Genomic DNA, 16,605 nt, shown 5'->3' on the forward strand with positions numbered 1-16,605 from the left:
TCCCCGATGATGCTGATGTCCGTTCCGGGCTTATTCCGCGTTAACCGCCGCGACGGCCGCGTCCAGCGCCGCGATTACCTTGTCGCACCATGCGTCGAACTTCGGATCCTCGGCCTGAAGCTCGGGATGCGCGAGAATATGCTCGACCGTCCGCTTCAACCCTTGATCGAGCCGCACCGTCGCGACGAAGTCGGGTACGAGCCGCTTCAGCTTGCTATTGTCGAAGACGACGGTGTTCGCCTTGTCGCCGAGCAAGCCCCCGCGGTAATCCTCCGTGCTGCACGCGTCCAGGAACGAAGACGACACGTGGACGGCGTTCAGCTTCACGCCGAGCGCATCCGCGATGACCTCGTAAATCTGGTTCCACGTCACCGACTCGTCCGACGTGATATGTACCGTCTCGCCGATGGCGTGAATGTTGCCCATTAGGCCGATGAAGCCTTTGGCGAAGTCGCTATTGTGCGTCATCGTCCATAACGAGGTTCCGTCTCCGTGGATGATGACCGGTTTATTTTCCAGCATCCGCTTCGCGACTTGCCACGTGCCCTTGCTCCCGTGAACGCCGAGCGGAATCGAGCGTTCGTCGTACGTATGGCTCGGCCGGACGATCGTGATCGGGAAGCCTTGCTCGCGGTATTGCTTGATCAGGAACTCCTCGCAGGCGATCTTGTTTCTCGAATACTCCCAATAGGGATTCGATAGAGGCGTACCTTCCGTAATGCGATAGTCCGACAGCGGCGTCTGGTAGGCCGATGCCGAGCTGATGAACATGAACTGCTTCGTCTTGCCGGCGAACAGCCGGTAATCCCGCTCGAGCTGCGACGGTACGAACGCGATGAAGTCCGCCACGACGTCGAACCGCATGCCTTCGATCAGCTTCGCGACTTGTTTCTCGTCGTTGATGTCCGCTTCGATGATCTTCACGCCGGCGGGCAACTCCCCGTTGCGCGTACCTCTATTGAGCAAATACAGCTCGCGCCCTTGCTCCGCCAATCGTTTCGTAATCGCGGAACTGATCGTTCCCGTACCTCCGATAAAAAGCGCTTTCATAAACGTCGCCTCCGATAAAAAGGGATTGATGGGCAGCTTCTTCTAACATATCACTAAAATCGGATACGGATAACCATTTTCGACGCGCCGGCTTGGACGATCGTTTATTTGTTCGGGGTGACCTTGATCGAGAGGCGCTGAAGGTTGATCAGAATCAAGAGCTGATTCGTCATGTACTGGGCCGTATAGGCGAAGTCCGACTTGACCCAGAATTGGATGAGGCCGAAGATGGCGTAGGTCTGATGGTAGACGTATAACTCGTGATTAACGCCGGCGCCCGACGGAGGGACGAAGTCCTTCTCGATGACGTTGCGCATCGCGTCCGCCAGCCGGTCTTGGAAGTGCGGAATGTATTCGCTGTTCAGCAGCAGGCGGAACACTTTGGCGTTCTGCTCGATATACCCGAAGATCTTGATGCCTGAAACGGATAGTTCGTCGATGTTGAGCTCAGACTTATCCAAGTACGGTTCGCGATACGCCTGAATGAAGCCTTCGATCAAGTCCTTCACCATCGCTTCGAGCAACGCATCCTTGTGCGGATAATGGGCATAGAAGGTGCCTCGGTTGTAATCCGCGAGCCCGATGATCTCCTTGATCGTGATCGCTCGAAAATCTTTGGTTTCCATCAGCTGGATCAGCGCGTCCCTCAGCGCTTTTTCCGTTCGGACGATGCGTTTGTCCTTCGTGGGTGAATTAGACATCGTAGTCCTCCTTGTCTTAAATTTCGGCGTAACCCGTACATGGCCGTTTCACGTGTCCGTTAACGTACATACGGCGCTTCTTTGTCGATTGTAAGCCTTTACCGCCGGCAGTATACTAAACACGTGATTTTTAACCATACTGTTGTATGGATAGTATAGCTTTGTTCTCGCCAAATATCATCTATCCGACTGGAGGAAAATCAAATGAAATTGCAAGGTAAAGTAGCCGTCGTAACGGGTGCCGGTTCCGGCATGGGCAAAGCGATCGCGACGCTGTACGCGCAGGAAGGCGCGAAAGTCGTCGCCGCGGACATGAATCAAGCCGCACTGGACGCGGTCGTCGCGGAGATCAAAGCCGCCGGCGGCGAAGCGACCGCCATCGTCGTGAACGTCTCCAAGAACGAAGAAGTCGTGAACATGGTCGATACCGCCGTCAAAACGTACGGCTCGATCGACGTCTTGGTGAACAATGCGGGCATCATGGATAATTTCATGCCGGTAGCCGACGTGAAAGACGATCTATGGGATCGCGTGCTGGGCGTCAACCTGAACGGCGTGTTCTACGGCAGCCGCGCCGCGCTTAAGTACATGGTCGAACAGGACAGCGGCGTCATCATTAACAACGCTTCCGTCGGCGGCCTCTTCGGCGCCAGAGGCGGGGCGGCTTACATCGCGTCCAAGCACGGCGTCATCGGCTTGACGAAGAACATCGCCTCCACCTACGGACGCGAAGGCAAAATCCGCGCCAACGCGATCGCTCCCGGCGGCGTGAACACGAACATCAGTTCCACGATTACCGAACCGAGCGCGCTGGGCTTCGCGGCAATCCGCGATACGGGTCCTTCCCGTATGGCCGATCCGATGGAAATCGCCCGCGTGGCGCTGTTCCTCGCATCCGACGACGCCAGCTTCGTGAACGGCGTTACGGTGCCGGTCGACGGCGGCTGGACGGCTAGATAATCGAATCGCATGGCTTACGCAAAAAGGGAACCGGAGGTCGTCTCCGGTTCCCTTTCGTTTGTCGATAAACCTCTTTTCCCTGGCCCGCCCGCTGTCGCCGCCAAAGCGCTTCCGTTCCAGTCAAACTGTAAAAGTGCAGGTTGATCCATCCCCAATCGGCAAAACGACTCAACCACCTGCATCCACTACAGTTTGTTAAGTTGAAAAAGCTCATTTTCCTCGAAAATCGGAAAACAACCTGCAGATTTGCAGGTTGACCACGCTATTTCTGAAGAACTAACCAAACAACCTGCAGATTTGCAGGTTGTTTGGTATATGAGAGCAATACAGCCAGAAAAGAGGGGCTGACTTGCCTTACTTGCCTAACTTGCCTGACTTGCCTGACTTGCCTGACTCCCCCTTACTTGCCGAGAAGCTTGCGAATGCCGTCCACCGCCGCCCGGTGGTCCTCTTCCCCGGTCAGTCCGGAGACGGTCACCGTGCCGACGATGCCTTGTCCGCGCACGATAATCGGGAACGAGCCGCCTTCGCCTTGGTATTCTTCCGACGAAAGGCCCGTCGCTTCATGGAACGTCGTTCCTTCCGCCTTATGCTTCTCGCCGACGTACAACGAGCTATGGCCGAACCGGTTCACGACGTTCTTCTTCGCGTTCACCCAGTAAATGTTATCCTTGGACGTACCTGCCATATAGTGGGTGAAGAGCGGATGCTCGCCATTCTCGATGTGCACCGCGATGCCTTTCCCGATCTCTTCCTTCGCGATCGCGACGATGGCAAGTCCCAGACGCAAGGCTTCGTCGTTCGTGAATTCGTCGAATTGCAGCTCCTCTTCTTGCGCCAGGAGCTCCTGCAGCGTATCGTTCAAGTTCATTCCTCTTCCCTGTATCGTTTGGTTGCATCAAGCTCACCCTCATACTATACGCCATTTTGCGTTGTCCCGCAGGCGAATCGGCTTACCGTCCGAACTGTATCTTACTTAGTTGCAGAAACTATAAAAAGTATAGTAAAATGGGGATAAGATCAAAGGAGGAGACACCCATGGCAGATACATCGAACGCGGCATCATCTATAGAAATCGGTATCAGTACTTTTCTGGAGGCATCGCCTAATCCGGCATTGGGAACGGTCATCAGCCATGCGGAACGGCTGCGCAACGCGGTAGAGGAAATCGTCGCGGCCGATCAGGCCGGACTGGACGTATACGGAATCGGCGAGCATCACCGCCCGGACTTCGCGGGCTCCGCGCCCGCCGTCGTGCTGGCCGCCGCGGCGAGCGTGACGAAGCGAATCCGGCTGTCGAGCGCCGTGACGGTGCTGTCGTCGGACGATCCGGTAAGAGTGTATCAATCGTTCTCCACGCTCGACGGCCTCTCGAACGGCCGGGCGGAGATTATGGCGGGCAGAGGTTCGTTCATCGAGTCGTTCCCGTTGTTCGGCTATAACTTGGACGACTATAACGAGCTGTTCGACGAGAAGCTGGAGCTATTGCTTAAGATCCGCGAATCGGAGAAGGTGTCTTGGAAAGGCGGGCTTCGTCCCGCCATTAACGATCAAGGCGTCTATCCGCGCTCCGTGCAAGAGCCGCTGCCCGTCTGGATCGCGACCGGCGGCAGTCCGGAATCGGCCGTCCGCGCGGGCATGCTCGGGCTCCCGGTCGTCTTCGCCATCATCGGCGGCATGCCTGAGCGGTTCGCTCCTCTCGTCGATCTGTACAAGAAAGCGGCCGCGAAAGCCGGACACGACGTGTCCAAGCTGCAGATCGCCACGCATTCGCACGGCTTCGTCTCCGATACGCCGGGGAAAGCGGAAGATTTGCTCTTCCCTCACTGGCGATATCAATCGACTGTTATCGGACGCGAGCGCGGATGGAGCGGTACGTTCGACCGCGCCATGTTCGATGCCTCCAACGGCTTGCGCGGCGCGCTCTACGCGGGCGAACCCGAATACGTCGCCGAGAAGATCGTGCTGCTGCGCCGCAATCTCGGCGTGACCCGCTTCTTCCTGCACATGGACGCCAGCTCGATTCCGCACAAGGAAACGCTTCGCGCGATCGAGCTGCTCGGCACGCGCGTCGCGCCGATCGTGCGTAAGGAGCTTGCCCGCATCGAGGGCGCGGCGGAGTAAGCAATGGGAAGCGGAGAGAAGCGGTTGACCGGATTTCCGCATCGTAGTTGGGTTTAGTCGAACTAATGCTCACGGATGGCCGAGTTTCTGCGCTGTAGTTGGGTTTAGTCGAACTAATGCTCGCGGATGGCCGGATTTCCGCGCCGTAGTTGGGTTTAGTCGAACTAATGCTCCCGAATGGCCGAGTTTCTGCGTTGTAGTTGGGTTTAGTCGAACTAATGCTCCCGAATGGCCAGATTTCCGCGCTGTAGTTGGGTTTAGTCGAACTAATGCTCCCGAATGGCCGAGTTTCCGCGCCATAGTTGGGTTTAGTCGAACTAATGCTCGCGGATGACGGGGTTCGGCTGAAGATATGGCATTCGTGCACAAAGTCACATGTAAAGGCAGCCCCGCAGGCTGCCTTTTTCGAGATTTATTTCTTCTGCTCCGTGGAGAACTGAATGACCGTCCCGCTGACCATGTTGCGGAGCACGTCCCGGAAGACGGATGCGGCGACGTTGTTGTAGTTGCTGTAGAAGTCGGACAGGTCGTCGTTGAAGAACTGGACGACGCGAACCTTGAACACCGGCGAGTCCCGGCGGGTTCTACGATATGAATTTGTACTCCGCGATCCAGCCTCGCTCGACGAATCCGACGTTTCTATAAGCTTGGTTCGAAGCTGGGTTCGCCAGATCCGCATACAGCATCGGCATGAGGCGCTCCTTCTCGAGCCTGCCGCACAATGCCGCGACGACCGCGCCCGCGTAACCTCGCCTGCGATACTCGATCGGCGTGTACACCGCGTTGATCCGCGCGTGCTTGGCGCTTCGGTGCGCGATATTCGCCATCGACACCGGAGTACCATCGTCCTCCAGCCAGAAATACAGATCCCCGTTTGCGATCAACCCTTCCGCTCCCGAGAGCTGACTCTCCGGCGTGACCGCCACGCCGTAAGCTCCTTCGGAGAAACCCGCCATGAACGTCGCGACCGTCATCATGTCGGCGATCCTCGCCTGCCGAATTCTGCCTTCGACTCCCGTAGGCTTTCTCGCCGCCGGACACTCGTAAGCTTCCAGTCGCATATGCTCCCGATAGACAAGCCCCTTCGCCGAAGCGAACAATCGCGCGAAGAGCTCGGCGACCGCAGGCTTTCCGTTTATGCCCGGCAACTCGCCGTCGATCGAAGCGATAACCTCTCGGAACAGCGCGTCCCGCCTTTTCTCGGCGACGCCGCCGTCCATCCATAACCAGGCGTGATGGGGAGCCGTCCATGCCCACAAGAGCGTATCGTCTTCGGACTTCAGGCTGACTGCCTGAGGCGAATCGCAAATCCGAAAGACGAGATTATAACTGACTTCGTCCGCAATAAAGCTTGCCCTCTCAAAGATCCGATCTCCTAACCCGAAGCTCTTCAACATGTCGCGACTCCCCCTTTTCGCTGATTATACCCGATTTCTACCTCTTACCACGCGACGTTCTGCCAATCCGCTTGAATCTCCTTACGAAAGCGTTGAACCCAATGCTCGGCGACGTCGTCCGCGATTCGATCGAACGCGGGAGGAGGAATCGTCACCCCTTCTGACGGAATTCCGAGGAACGCTAACACCTTCCGCACCGTGCCTTCATAGTCCAGAATGAAGTCTTCATAGACGATCGTGAGGGGAATAATGCCCCCCTCCGTAAAGAAGTCTTCTATCGCAGCCTCCAACAACGCGCACTCTTTAAGAAGGTGAATGATTGCGTCGAAATTGTATTGATCCGCGATGTCTTTCTCGAGCGGTTTCTCGCCGTGTTGGCGGTGCCACTCTCCCGAGACGATCGCTCGCCACCAAGAGACAGCCAACCTGACTTTGTTGCGGCGAGTCATGAAAATGTGTTTGTAGCAATTCGGAAATGCCGCGTTCCACGCTTGCAATCTGGATGCGGTCTCGGGCAACTGGAACACTGATCGGAACGACTCGATCCATTTCTCCCGATAGGCCGTCTTTAATCCGAATACGCCGTTGGGCGTCATCCCGTCTCGCCACATTCGCTCGATATCATCCCTCGTTGTCGAGTCCGGATCCCTAAAGGTCAGCCATTCTCCCGGATCTCCGGCTACCCCGGTTGCGGAGAGCGCCCGGTTCAATAGCGTGCTTCCCGTGCGTTGCGAGAACCATATCGTATAGCTTTGTTCGGGTATTATCCGTATCATTGCCGTTCTCCTCTTCTCTTCGATAAATTGTCGTAGCGATGCTCGATGTACCGAATTAATTCGGCGGAGCAACTTGCCAACGCCACCTCTTCCTTATCGATCGTCAATTCAGCCCGCGACGGCAGCTCGTAGGTGGCGTCAACCCCCGTAAAATTCGCGATTTCTCCGGCCCTGGCCCTGCGATACAGCCCTTTGGGATCGCGCCGTTCGCAGCCATCCAGCGTGCACTTCACGTACACTTCCGCATATCGCTCCGAGTCAAACCGTTCCCTGACCGACGACCGCGCCTTTTCCGATGGCGAAATCATCGGTGCCAGAACGATAAATCCTTTCTCCGCGAACAAGACGGCTACCTCTGCCGCACGTCTCAGGTTCTCCGCGCGATCCTCTTCCGTATAGCCGAGATCGCTGTTCAGTCCTTGCCGTAATCGGTCACCGTCCAACACGACACACAACGCACCGTGCTTCGCCAGCTCACGCTCCGCTTCGAGCGCTAACGTCGTCTTGCCAGAACCGGACAGCCCGGTGAACCAGACGACGAAGCCGCCCGCATCTCGCCTTTCTCGTTTCCTATCGGCCTTCAACTTTCTCGCCCCCAATTCAAACGGACTTTTACATACGCAAAAAAAGCCGCAGAGGAACATTCGTTCAACTACGGCCATTCGACAACATGAATACGACAAACAAGGCGCGGCCTTGACCCGTAACACGAGCGCATAGCGAACTGAAGAATCGTCCATGACAATCGGAACATGAAACCGCCTAACTTCAATAAACATGCGTCATTCGCATGCGAGTCCGGCTTGGCGTTCATGCCGTATTCAGTTATCGATTAACCGATAATGAATGCCACGGTTCGATTTTCCATGTCACTATCCCACCTTTTTACATAATTGAATGTATTATAGCCCTGCCCCCCCCCGTTTTCGTCAACGAACCATTCCGTTATAGTCGTTTGTTACCTTCCATCCCCGCCAATTATTGAGCTATTGAAAGTTCTTCTTTGGAAAATAGAAAAACCCAACCGGTTTGGATTGGGTTTGCAGCGTTATTTCGTCAGCTTGTAGACCCGGGCCTCATAAGGCCTTAGCTCGATTCGTTGCTCCAGTTCGTTCCGGGGCGCGTCTTCGTAATTACCGATATACAGCTCGCAATTGCCGTAGGCGATGAGTTCGTCGAAAACGACTTCCGCGGGTGCGCCGAAGAAGTTCAATACGACGACGAGCCGATCGTCGCCCAGCGAACGGACGTAAGCGAAGACGCGATTGTCATTCTCGAGCAGGGGGCGATAGTCGCCGTACACGGCAATCTCGTTCTCTTTACGAAGGCGAATGAGCTTCCGGTAGTAGTGGAACACGGAATTCTCGTCGGCTAACGTTCGTTCCGCGTTAATGTCCATATAGCTCGGATTGACGCGAATCCAAGGCGTTCCGGTCGTGAACCCCGCGTTCGCCGAACCGTTCCATTGCATCGGCGTGCGGGCGTTGTCCCTCCCTTTGACGTAGATCGAATTCATAATCTCCGAATGGTCGCGGCCGGCCGCCGCGTATTCTTCGTACATATTAAGCGTCTCGATATCCTTATACTCGGATACGCCGTCGAATTTCACGTTCACCATCCCAAGTTCTTCGCCTTGGTACACGTAAGGCGTACCTTGAAGCGTATGCAGCAAAGTCGCCAGCATCTTCGCGGATTCGATTCGGTATCGACCGTCGTCCCCGAATCGGGACACCATGCGCGGCTGATCGTGGTTGTTTAAGTACAGGCTGTTCCAACCTTTGCCGTGAAGCGACCTTTGCCACTTGCCGATGATCCGTTTCAGATCGGAGAGCTTCCACGGCACGACGTCCCATTTGCCGCCCGGTCCGGAATCGACGTCCATGAGCTCGAAGTGGAACACCATGTTTAGCTCTCCGCGGTCTTCTCCGACGTATAGCGAGGCCTCCTCCGGCGTCACGCCGATCGCTTCCCCGACCGTCATGATATCGTATTTGGACAGCACTTTACGGTTCATTTCTTGCAAGTACTCGTGAATTCTCGGGCCGTTCATGAAATATTCGCCGCCGAATACGTACTTGCCGTCGCCGTTCCCCGCGTTCGGAAGTTCGGGAACCTTGGAAATCAGGTTGATGACGTCCATGCGGAATCCGTCGATTCCAAGGTCCAGCCACCATGTCATCATGTCGTAAATTTCCTGACGGAGCGCCTCGTTCTCCCAGTTCAGGTCGGGCTGTTTCTTGGAGAAGAGGTGCAGGAAGTATTCCCCCGTCGCCTCGTCGCGTTGCCAAGCGGAGCCGCTGAAGAAAGAACCCCAATCGTTCGGCTCCTTCCCGCCCTTGCCCTCCCGCCAAATGTAATAATCGCGATAAGGGTTGTCTTTGGATTTCCGGGACTCGACGAACCAGGCGTGCTCATCCGACGAGTGGTTGACTACAAGGTCCATGATCAGTTTCATGCCCCGATCGTGAAGGCCTTCGAGCAAACTTTTCCAATCGTCGATCGTTCCGAACTCTCCCAAGATGCTCCGATAGTCGCTAATATCGTAACCGTTATCGTCGTTCGGCGATTCGTATACCGGACTTAACCAGATCACGTCTACGCCGAGATTTTGCAAATAGTCCAATTTCGATAGGATGCCGGGAATATCGCCGATGCCGTCGCCGTTGCCGTCCATGAAACTGCGCGGATAAATTTGATAGACGACGCTCTCTTTCCACCATTGCTTTTTCACTTTGTTCATTCCCCTTTTCGACCAACCAGGGCGGCTATTCGCTCGATCTCAATGATCTTGGAACTGAATAACCAGGACATCCCAGTAATTCAATTTCGGCAAATCGATGACGACAACCTTGCCCCTATCGCTTGCCTCCGTCCGGTATTCGAGTGTTATCGGACGTCCTCCGTTCTCATCCGGCGTCGCTAGGAAAACCGACTTTACGGGCAGGTCTACCGCGACTCTTACCGTTCGCCCATACACGGCAACCGGCGTTTCTTTCGCCTCATTCCATAGATCGTCCGATATGCCGGTCAAATTGATGAAGTGAATCAGCTTAAGAGTCTTCTTTTCTTGAATGACGGTCCACACTTTGCCGGGCTCTCCATAAGCGCTGAATGCGAAGCCTTCGAACACGTATTCGAAGTTATCGTAATCGGCATGCGTCATCGACACGTTGCGCAGAGCGTTATCGTGCGTCAGATGACCATACCGGACGACGAAGTCGGCGTAATCCCTCACGGTTCTGCGGAAGCCGTCGCGCAGCTTCGAATGATCGACGTAATAGCCTTGCGTCAAGACGCCGCCGTCCTCTCCGTGAAGCAGATGATACGCGCCGTGCGCCGTGACGGTCGCGGTCAGCAGACGAAGGCCGTTTTCCGCGCCGGCAATGCCAAGCGCCTCGCTGACGACGCGGAACGGCTGGAGATAGGCCGCGAGAATGACGTTTTTCCCTTCGCTAAGCACTTTAGCCATCGCGATGATTTCCCGCAAATGCTGGTAACGCTCGTAAGGCTTCCAAACTTCGATGTAGATGGCGTCCTGATCGGCTTTCGCCACCGCATCCACGGGCCAATTGCCGACATTGTTGAAAATCAGGCAGACTTCGTCCCGAAGCTTCGACAATTTCGCGCGGGTGTTATCGATCAGAGCAGGGAAATGTTCCTCCAGCTTGATCAGCTTCCGCTCCCCGTTCAATCGGGACCAAGCCGTTTTCGGAAATCCGTACGTATCCAGATGGATGCCGTCGAACCCAAGCTCTACCGACTTCGCATACTGCTCGATGATATGAGCATGCCATGGGCTATCCGGTTCGATGTTCATGATCCGGAATATCCCGATGAAATCGAACGGATCTCCCGCGCTGGTATAAAGGCCCCAATCGGGATACTTTTCGGCGAACCCTTTGCTTGCGGCATAGATGGCTCCGTAAGCGATCGCTTTCATGCCGTACCGGCGGCAAAGCTCGATTTTATTGCCGATCGCGGACAGGCTCACTTGTCTTCCCATCAGGTCGGTATACGATTCTTCTTCGGAAACCAAATCGTCATGCCGATACATCCAATCGTAATATAGCGTAAGGTTAAGATGGAGCTTGTTCAGCCACTTGGCCTTTCGCCCGTCCTCCGCTTCGCGGCCGGCATCGTATTCGCTCAGGAAACCGTACCGGGTCGCTTTTCTCCAATCGGAAACGACGTCGAACGCGGTACTGAGCGAATCGAGCAGATCGTCTCCGCGAACAACATCGATGTCGCATCCGAAACCCGTAAAATCGCAATCGTAAGGGCCGACGGAAATTCTCATTTCATGAAGGCCGGACAACCCCGTCGCAATCGGGATTTCTCGCGTCTCCCTCAGTATTTCCAGCTCGTATATGCGCACTCGCAACGCCAACTCGCCGTATACGGCTTCCCCGCCCTCGATCTCGACGGCCAGTTCCACCCTCTCTCCGCTGCGAAACTGCGCCTTCAGCGGATAGGCGTCCACGATGCGGATTGTGTCGATATTCACTTTATTCATCCTTTCAGCGCTCCGGCCGTGATCCCTTTAATGAAGTATTTCTGGAAGACGAGAAATGCCGCTACGGCGGGCAGCAAACCGATCAGAGCCGCGGCCGCCATCATATTCCATTTGGCGCCGTATGTCTGAAAAAACATGGATACGGCGAGTGGGACCGTTCGGACGTCTTGGCTTTGAAGGAAAAATACCGATTGGCCGTAATTGTTCCAAATGCTCAAGCCCGTCAAAATGACGACGGCCGAAGTAACCGGCTTAACGAAGTGGAACGTGACCCGCCAAAAAGCGGTGAAATAAGTGCACCCGTCGATAATGGCCGATTCCTCGACCTCTTTGGGCAATGTCCGGATAAAGCTCGTGTACAAAAACACGGATAGAGGCATCGAGTTGGCCGCCATGAGTAGAATCATTGCCCAATGCGTGTTGATACCGTGAATGGATTTCATCAGCGTATATAACGGGACGGTGATGATAATCGCCGGGATCGTCAGGCACATGAGCAGCGTATTGAAAATAATGGCGTTGGCCTTGTGCCGGAAGCGAGCGATCGAGTAGCCCGCGGCGCTGGATACGAGTACGATTAGCGCTACCGAACCAGAGGTGATGATCAGCGAGTTGACCGTCGCGCGATCGATCTTCGAACCTTTCCAGGCATCGGCGAAGTTCGCGAAATGAAAATCCGGCATCAGAAACAAGCCTTGAAAGGAATTGCCGGAAGGAGCATTCAAGGATAAGTAAAGCAGCACGTAGAACGGAATGAGCGAGACGAGAATCATCGCCGCTACGATCGCATACTTCGATATGAATACGAGTGATTTCACCTTTTTCTCCTCCTCACAGCTCGTATTCCCGCTTTCTCGTCAGCTGGAGAAAGACGACGACAGGCACGATGATGATAATGAACATAATGAGCGCGACGGCGGTTGAATAGCCCGTGGAATTACCGTAGAGCATGCGCAGGATGTAAATGCTTAGCGACTCCGTGCTGTAACCAGGGCCGCCGTCCGTGAGCGCGACGATAATGTCGAAGACGGATAAGGAACCGATAATATTGGTCACCACGTTGATTTTGATTGCGGGATACAACAACGGAAGCGTGATGTGCCATAACGAGGAGCGGTTTCCCGCTCCGTCGATTCTGGCTGCCTCGTATAACTCGGGAGGAATGGATTGCAATCCCGCCAAGTAAACAATCATGGTCAGGCCGACGTACTGCCAGACGTTAACCAACACGAGTACGACAAGCGCGGAGGAGCTTTCTCCAAGCCAATTCACGTCCCAATGCCCAAGTCCAAGCTCTCGAAGGACATGAGGGATATAACCGCGCTCCGGTTGAAGAATAAAGTACCAAATGTAGCCCATGATCAGCGGACTGATAACGGCCGGCAAATAAACGATCGTTCTGACGATTCCTTTGCCGGCCATCTTCCGATCGAGGAGCAGCGCGTAGAGCAACCCGAACACATTCAGTAACGGAGCGCTTCCGAGCGCGAACAACATCGTATTCTTGACATCGGTCGTGGCGCGGTCATCGTGAAAGAAATCTATGAAGTTATTAAACCCGATGAAGTTCGGCGTCGTTATGCCGTTCGAATCCGTCAGGCTGATCCCGATTCCTTGCGTCAGCGGATAGATGAAGAAGATGCCGAACAACAGGATGGCGGGTACCGCCATGAACAGATGCAGATTGGCGTTCAGCTTTCTGAATGCTTGCATGGTTTCTCTCTCCTGAATGTATCTATTTCGCATGGGTTATCGCGTTTACTTCGTCGTGCCCCAGCCTTTATTCCAAGCTTCGGTATAGGCTACGGCGAAATCGTGCGAAGTTTTGTACTTGCCCGCGAGAAGCTCTTGCATCATGCGGCCGGCATCGTCCCCGGAGAAGCCGGCAGGCGTATCCGTGAAGGCGATATTCGCGCCCGCTTGAAGCGCAGCCGCCGCTTGGTCTTTCAGAGGACCCCAATCCGCGCTTACGTCCGTGAACGCGGACGGTTGTTTCAGGAACTCGCTGTACGCTTTCAAGTTTTCCGGCTTGAACAGGAACTCCAGGAACTTCTTCGCTTCTTCGGGATGCTTCGATTCGGACGTGATCGCGTAAACCGAATCCTCGGCGGATAAGGTGACCGGCTTCAAGCCGTCGGCGAGTGCCGGGAAAGGAGAGAATCCGATGTCGCCGGCCATATCCGGGTTCATCTTCAGCAGATCTCCAAGAACCCACATCCCTTGCGCGAACAAGGCGGATTTACCGCTCGTGAACGTTTCTTTTTGGTTGTCGTACGTAGCCGTCAAGGCATCTTTGTTAATAAGACCGGCTTTTTTCAGGTCAACTAAGTGACCCGCCAGCAAATCGATGCCGCTGCCGGACGCGTCGAAGGCCAATTTGTCGGATTCGTTGTTGATGAACGCTTTGCGCGCTCCCGTTACTCCTAGTTGCTGCTTCACGACTCCGTGCGCCATAAATTCGATCAGATGGCCGAGCGTCCAGGAATCTTTGCCCGCGAGGAACATCGGCGTGACGTCCGGCTTTTTGTCATGGATCGTTTGCAGGTTACTTTGGAACTCCGCCCACGTCAGCGCCTCTTTCAATCCGAGCTCGGAGAAAATTTTCTTGTTGTAGAAGATGCCGGCCATCGTCACGTTCGTCGCGACTTTGAATTGCTTTCCGGTTTTGATATCCGTGCTGAGGTCCTTGATCGACGGCAGGATGCGCGACCAGAACGCTTCATTCGACAAATCGAGGTATTTGCCTTGGTCGATGTAGTCTTGCGCCACGACCGTCGTGATGTCCGGAACGTCGCCGGACGCGAACTTGACCTTGATGACGCTGCTCGCGTCTTTTTGGTACTCTTGTTCGACGTGAATGTTCGGGTTTTCTTCCTCGAACTTCTTGATCATGGAGTTGATCAGGTCGACCGTTTCGACTTTTCCGGTGAAAAACTTGAGCGTAACTTTTTCTTGCGGCGCTTCGCTTGCGGAAGGCGACGGCGATGCCGATGCCGATTCGGACGGCGAGGCGCTGGGGACCTCGGACGGCGAGCTTGCAGGCTCATTATTGTTTTTTCCGCACGCGGCCATTACCCCCACGATCAGAATCAAGCTTAAAAACAATGACAGTTTTTTGCGTAACACTCTATTTCCTCCCTTGGTTGATATCGCTTGCAATTTCATCTTAATGGGTCGCCGAGAAGGACGAAACACCTGAATATTCGACTTTTGGTACGGAAATTCAAGAAACGGTTACGGCACCCATCCGCCTTCCTGTACAATAGAAATGGATCATAAGCGGGAAGGTGGGACGGCATGAAAACCGTAATGGGCTTCATGGGGTACCGCGATTGGAGTATCAAGATGAAGCTGCTCCTCATGACGGGCATGCTCATCCTCGGTTCCGTGTTTCTCGAATCTTACTTGTCATACACCCAATATACCAAAGATTTCGAGAGGCAATCTTCGGAAAAAGTTCAGCAGATTATCGAGCAGGTTTCGTTTAACATCGAAACTTATTTGGATGAGCTGTACCGGCTGACGTTGTTTCCGTATCGCAACTCCACGATCATGGCCTCTCTTGAAGAAGGCTCTCCCGACACCGAGCTCGGGCAGCTCGAAAAACGGCGGCTAATCGAAAGCTTTCTCGACGACATGATGATTTATCCGCGCAAAGACATATTGCGGGTGTCCATCATGACGGACCAAATCTACTCCAGCGCGAGATTGCCGACGAAGATCGTCCCGGACGACAATCCCGAAACGTACGATTGGTACAAGCGGGCGCTCAAAACCCAGGAATATATTTTCGTGCCGAACGACATGCAGCCGAAGACGAACGACAAAGTCAGCGTCTTCTCCATCGTCAAGCAGCTTCGCAGCATTCGCAATACCCAGCAAATCATCGGCGTCATTAAAGCCGACGCCAACTATGACGGCATAGTCGAAATTTGCGACAAAGCGACGATGACGGAGGACGGCGGCTTATACCTCCTCGACGATCGGAACCTTTCCATCTATTCGACCCATTCCCGCTTTCAGAAGCTCGCGGTGAACGCAGTCGAGCCGGGCAGCCGGATAGTTGACGGTTATTTGATCAACACGGCTACGATTCCGAAGCTGGGCTGGAAAGTCGTCGCCGTCAACTCCGTTTCCGAGATGAACAGCGAAGCGCTCAAAACGCGCAATACCGCTTTTTTGTTCGCCTTCGCCAGCTGTTTATTCGCCTTGTTCGTGCTCGTCCTCATCATACGCCGGTTTCTTCAACCGCTGCTGTCCATCGTCAGGCTCATGAAGGAGGTGGAGCGCGGTCGGCTGGATATCCACTTTCAAAGCGCCAGACGCGACGAGATCGGCTATCTCGGAGCCGCCTTTAACCGGCTCGTATCGAAGATCAGCGACATGCTGTCCGCCAACACCGAGCTCGTCAAAGAAGTTTACGAAACGAAGCTGCTTCAGAAGGAAGCCCACATCAGCGCTCTCTACAGCCAAATCCGCCCGCACTTCCTGTTCAATACGCTGAATCTGATCAGCTTGTCCATGCAATCCGGCCGAACGGAACAAGCGATCGACCATATCAATCGGCTCAGCAGCATCATGCGCAGCATGACTCAAGGGGATAAGGACGTGACGCTGCAAAGGGAAATCGATCTTCTCCACGCTTATTTGGGCATCCAATGCAGCAGGTACGAAGGCCGTCTCGCCTATTCGATCGATATCGACGTCTCCTTGTACGCGATGCGCATTCCCTCCTTCATGCTCCAGCCGATCGTCGAAAATTCGATTCATCACGGCTGCGAGAAGAAAAAAGAAAAGACGTCGATCGCGATCCGTTCCGAAAGGAAGGGAGACCGGTTATGGTTGATCGTCGAAGATGACGGAATCGGCATGGACGCGCCTACGCTTGGCCTATTGCAGTCGAAAGTGAACGCATCGGAGGAATCGGCGGACGCGGCTTCGGCCACTCATACGGGCATCGGGCTCGTCAACGTGAACAAACGGATCAAAGCGAGATACGGCAGCGTCTACGGTCTTGCGATCCGAAGCGAGCTTGGCAAAGGCACGGTAGTCACCATATCGTTGCCTTATGATCCGTCATAATC

Annotated in this window: 15 protein-coding genes; 3 read left to right on the plus strand and 12 right to left on the minus strand. The window is 54.7% G+C overall.

The annotated features are described in order from the left end of the window. Nucleotides 1–30 precede the first annotated feature (30 nt). Nucleotides 31–1,050, minus strand: coding sequence for an SDR family oxidoreductase (locus tag ACFPPD_RS09445; protein WP_209748902.1), 1,020 nt, complete (start codon nucleotides 1,048–1,050; stop codon nucleotides 31–33). A 104-nt stretch (nucleotides 1,051–1,154) separates the two neighbouring features. Then, nucleotides 1,155–1,751: a TetR/AcrR family transcriptional regulator gene (locus ACFPPD_RS09450; protein WP_209748903.1), complete on the minus strand. Its 597-nt coding sequence runs from the start codon at nucleotides 1,749–1,751 to the stop codon at nucleotides 1,155–1,157. 204 nt (nucleotides 1,752–1,955) lie between these two features. Between ACFPPD_RS09450 and ACFPPD_RS09455 the strand changes: the two genes are divergently transcribed. Then, nucleotides 1,956–2,711 carry a glucose 1-dehydrogenase gene (locus tag ACFPPD_RS09455; RefSeq protein ID WP_209748904.1) on the plus strand — a complete coding sequence of 252 codons (756 nt, stop codon included), beginning with the start codon at nucleotides 1,956–1,958 and terminating at the stop codon, nucleotides 2,709–2,711. A 400-nt stretch (nucleotides 2,712–3,111) separates the two neighbouring features. Here ACFPPD_RS09455 and ACFPPD_RS09460 read toward each other — a convergent pair whose 3' ends face one another. Beyond that, nucleotides 3,112–3,576, minus strand: a complete 465-nt coding sequence (locus ACFPPD_RS09460; protein WP_209748905.1) for a heme-degrading domain-containing protein — start codon at nucleotides 3,574–3,576, stop codon at nucleotides 3,112–3,114. A 173-nt stretch (nucleotides 3,577–3,749) separates the two neighbouring features. Between ACFPPD_RS09460 and ACFPPD_RS09465 the strand changes: the two genes are divergently transcribed. Beyond that, a complete protein-coding gene (locus ACFPPD_RS09465) occupies nucleotides 3,750–4,835 on the plus strand; it encodes an LLM class flavin-dependent oxidoreductase (protein WP_209748906.1) in 1,086 nt (361 codons plus the stop codon). Between the two features lie 412 nt (nucleotides 4,836–5,247). Here the strand turns inward: ACFPPD_RS09465 and ACFPPD_RS09470 are convergent, their stop codons facing one another. The 9 genes from ACFPPD_RS09470 to ACFPPD_RS09510 form a co-directional block, all read right to left on the minus strand. After that, nucleotides 5,248–5,400, minus strand: coding sequence for a hypothetical protein (locus ACFPPD_RS09470; protein WP_209748907.1), 153 nt, complete (start codon nucleotides 5,398–5,400; stop codon nucleotides 5,248–5,250). Between the two features lie 19 nt (nucleotides 5,401–5,419). Continuing rightward, the gene (locus ACFPPD_RS09475) at nucleotides 5,420–6,232 is read right to left on the minus strand and encodes a GNAT family N-acetyltransferase (protein ID WP_209748908.1); all 813 of its coding nucleotides are present in this window, start codon (nucleotides 6,230–6,232) and stop codon (nucleotides 5,420–5,422) included. 44 nt (nucleotides 6,233–6,276) lie between these two features. Next, a complete protein-coding gene (locus ACFPPD_RS09480; RefSeq protein ID WP_209748909.1) occupies nucleotides 6,277–7,008 on the minus strand; it encodes a Stf0 family sulfotransferase in 732 nt (243 codons plus the stop codon). After that, nucleotides 7,005–7,592 carry an adenylyl-sulfate kinase gene (gene cysC / locus ACFPPD_RS09485; RefSeq protein WP_209748910.1) on the minus strand — a complete coding sequence of 196 codons (588 nt, stop codon included), beginning with the start codon at nucleotides 7,590–7,592 and terminating at the stop codon, nucleotides 7,005–7,007. The genes ACFPPD_RS09480 and cysC overlap by 4 nt, the downstream gene beginning before the upstream one ends. A gap of 464 nt (nucleotides 7,593–8,056) precedes the next feature. After that, nucleotides 8,057–9,739, minus strand: a complete 1,683-nt coding sequence (locus ACFPPD_RS09490) for a glycoside hydrolase family 13 protein (RefSeq protein WP_209748952.1) — start codon at nucleotides 9,737–9,739, stop codon at nucleotides 8,057–8,059. Between the two features lie 48 nt (nucleotides 9,740–9,787). Beyond that, the gene (locus ACFPPD_RS09495) at nucleotides 9,788–11,521 is read right to left on the minus strand and encodes a glycoside hydrolase family 66 protein (protein WP_209748911.1); all 1,734 of its coding nucleotides are present in this window, start codon (nucleotides 11,519–11,521) and stop codon (nucleotides 9,788–9,790) included. Continuing rightward, a complete protein-coding gene (locus ACFPPD_RS09500; RefSeq protein WP_209748912.1) occupies nucleotides 11,518–12,339 on the minus strand; it encodes a carbohydrate ABC transporter permease in 822 nt (273 codons plus the stop codon). Before ACFPPD_RS09500 ends, ACFPPD_RS09495 begins: the two co-directional genes overlap by 4 nt. A 13-nt stretch (nucleotides 12,340–12,352) precedes the next feature. Further along, nucleotides 12,353–13,234, minus strand: a complete 882-nt coding sequence (locus tag ACFPPD_RS09505; protein WP_209748913.1) for a carbohydrate ABC transporter permease — start codon at nucleotides 13,232–13,234, stop codon at nucleotides 12,353–12,355. Between the two features lie 45 nt (nucleotides 13,235–13,279). Then, nucleotides 13,280–14,647, minus strand: a complete 1,368-nt coding sequence (locus tag ACFPPD_RS09510) for an ABC transporter substrate-binding protein (protein ID WP_209748914.1) — start codon at nucleotides 14,645–14,647, stop codon at nucleotides 13,280–13,282. 171 nt (nucleotides 14,648–14,818) lie between these two features. Here ACFPPD_RS09510 and ACFPPD_RS09515 point away from each other — a divergent pair, with 171 nt between their 5' ends. After that, nucleotides 14,819–16,603 carry a sensor histidine kinase gene (locus ACFPPD_RS09515; RefSeq protein ID WP_209748915.1) on the plus strand — a complete coding sequence of 595 codons (1,785 nt, stop codon included), beginning with the start codon at nucleotides 14,819–14,821 and terminating at the stop codon, nucleotides 16,601–16,603. The last annotated feature ends 2 nt before the right edge of the window (nucleotides 16,604–16,605 follow it).

Source organism: Cohnella suwonensis (assembly GCF_042655365.1).
Lineage (GTDB): Bacteria > Bacillota > Bacilli > Paenibacillales > Paenibacillaceae > Cohnella > Cohnella suwonensis.

Bases quoted from the DNA above. Each gene is read 5' to 3' on its own strand.
- ACFPPD_RS09445 (WP_209748902.1), bottom strand. From the start codon at position 1,050: ATGAAAGCGCTTTTTATCGGAGGTACGGGAACGATCAGTTCCGCGATT.
- ACFPPD_RS09450 (WP_209748903.1), bottom strand. From the start codon at position 1,751: ATGTCTAATTCACCCACGAAGGACAAACGCATCGTCCGAACGGAAAAA.
- ACFPPD_RS09455 (WP_209748904.1), top strand. From the start codon at position 1,956: ATGAAATTGCAAGGTAAAGTAGCCGTCGTAACGGGTGCCGGTTCCGGC.
- ACFPPD_RS09465 (WP_209748906.1), top strand. From the start codon at position 3,750: ATGGCAGATACATCGAACGCGGCATCATCTATAGAAATCGGTATCAGT.
- ACFPPD_RS09475 (WP_209748908.1), bottom strand. From the start codon at position 6,232: ATGTTGAAGAGCTTCGGGTTAGGAGATCGGATCTTTGAGAGGGCAAGC.
- ACFPPD_RS09480 (WP_209748909.1), bottom strand. From the start codon at position 7,008: ATGATACGGATAATACCCGAACAAAGCTATACGATATGGTTCTCGCAA.
- ACFPPD_RS09495 (WP_209748911.1), bottom strand. From the start codon at position 11,521: ATGAATAAAGTGAATATCGACACAATCCGCATCGTGGACGCCTATCCG.
- ACFPPD_RS09505 (WP_209748913.1), bottom strand. From the start codon at position 13,234: ATGCAAGCATTCAGAAAGCTGAACGCCAATCTGCATCTGTTCATGGCG.
- ACFPPD_RS09515 (WP_209748915.1), top strand. From the start codon at position 14,819: ATGAAAACCGTAATGGGCTTCATGGGGTACCGCGATTGGAGTATCAAG.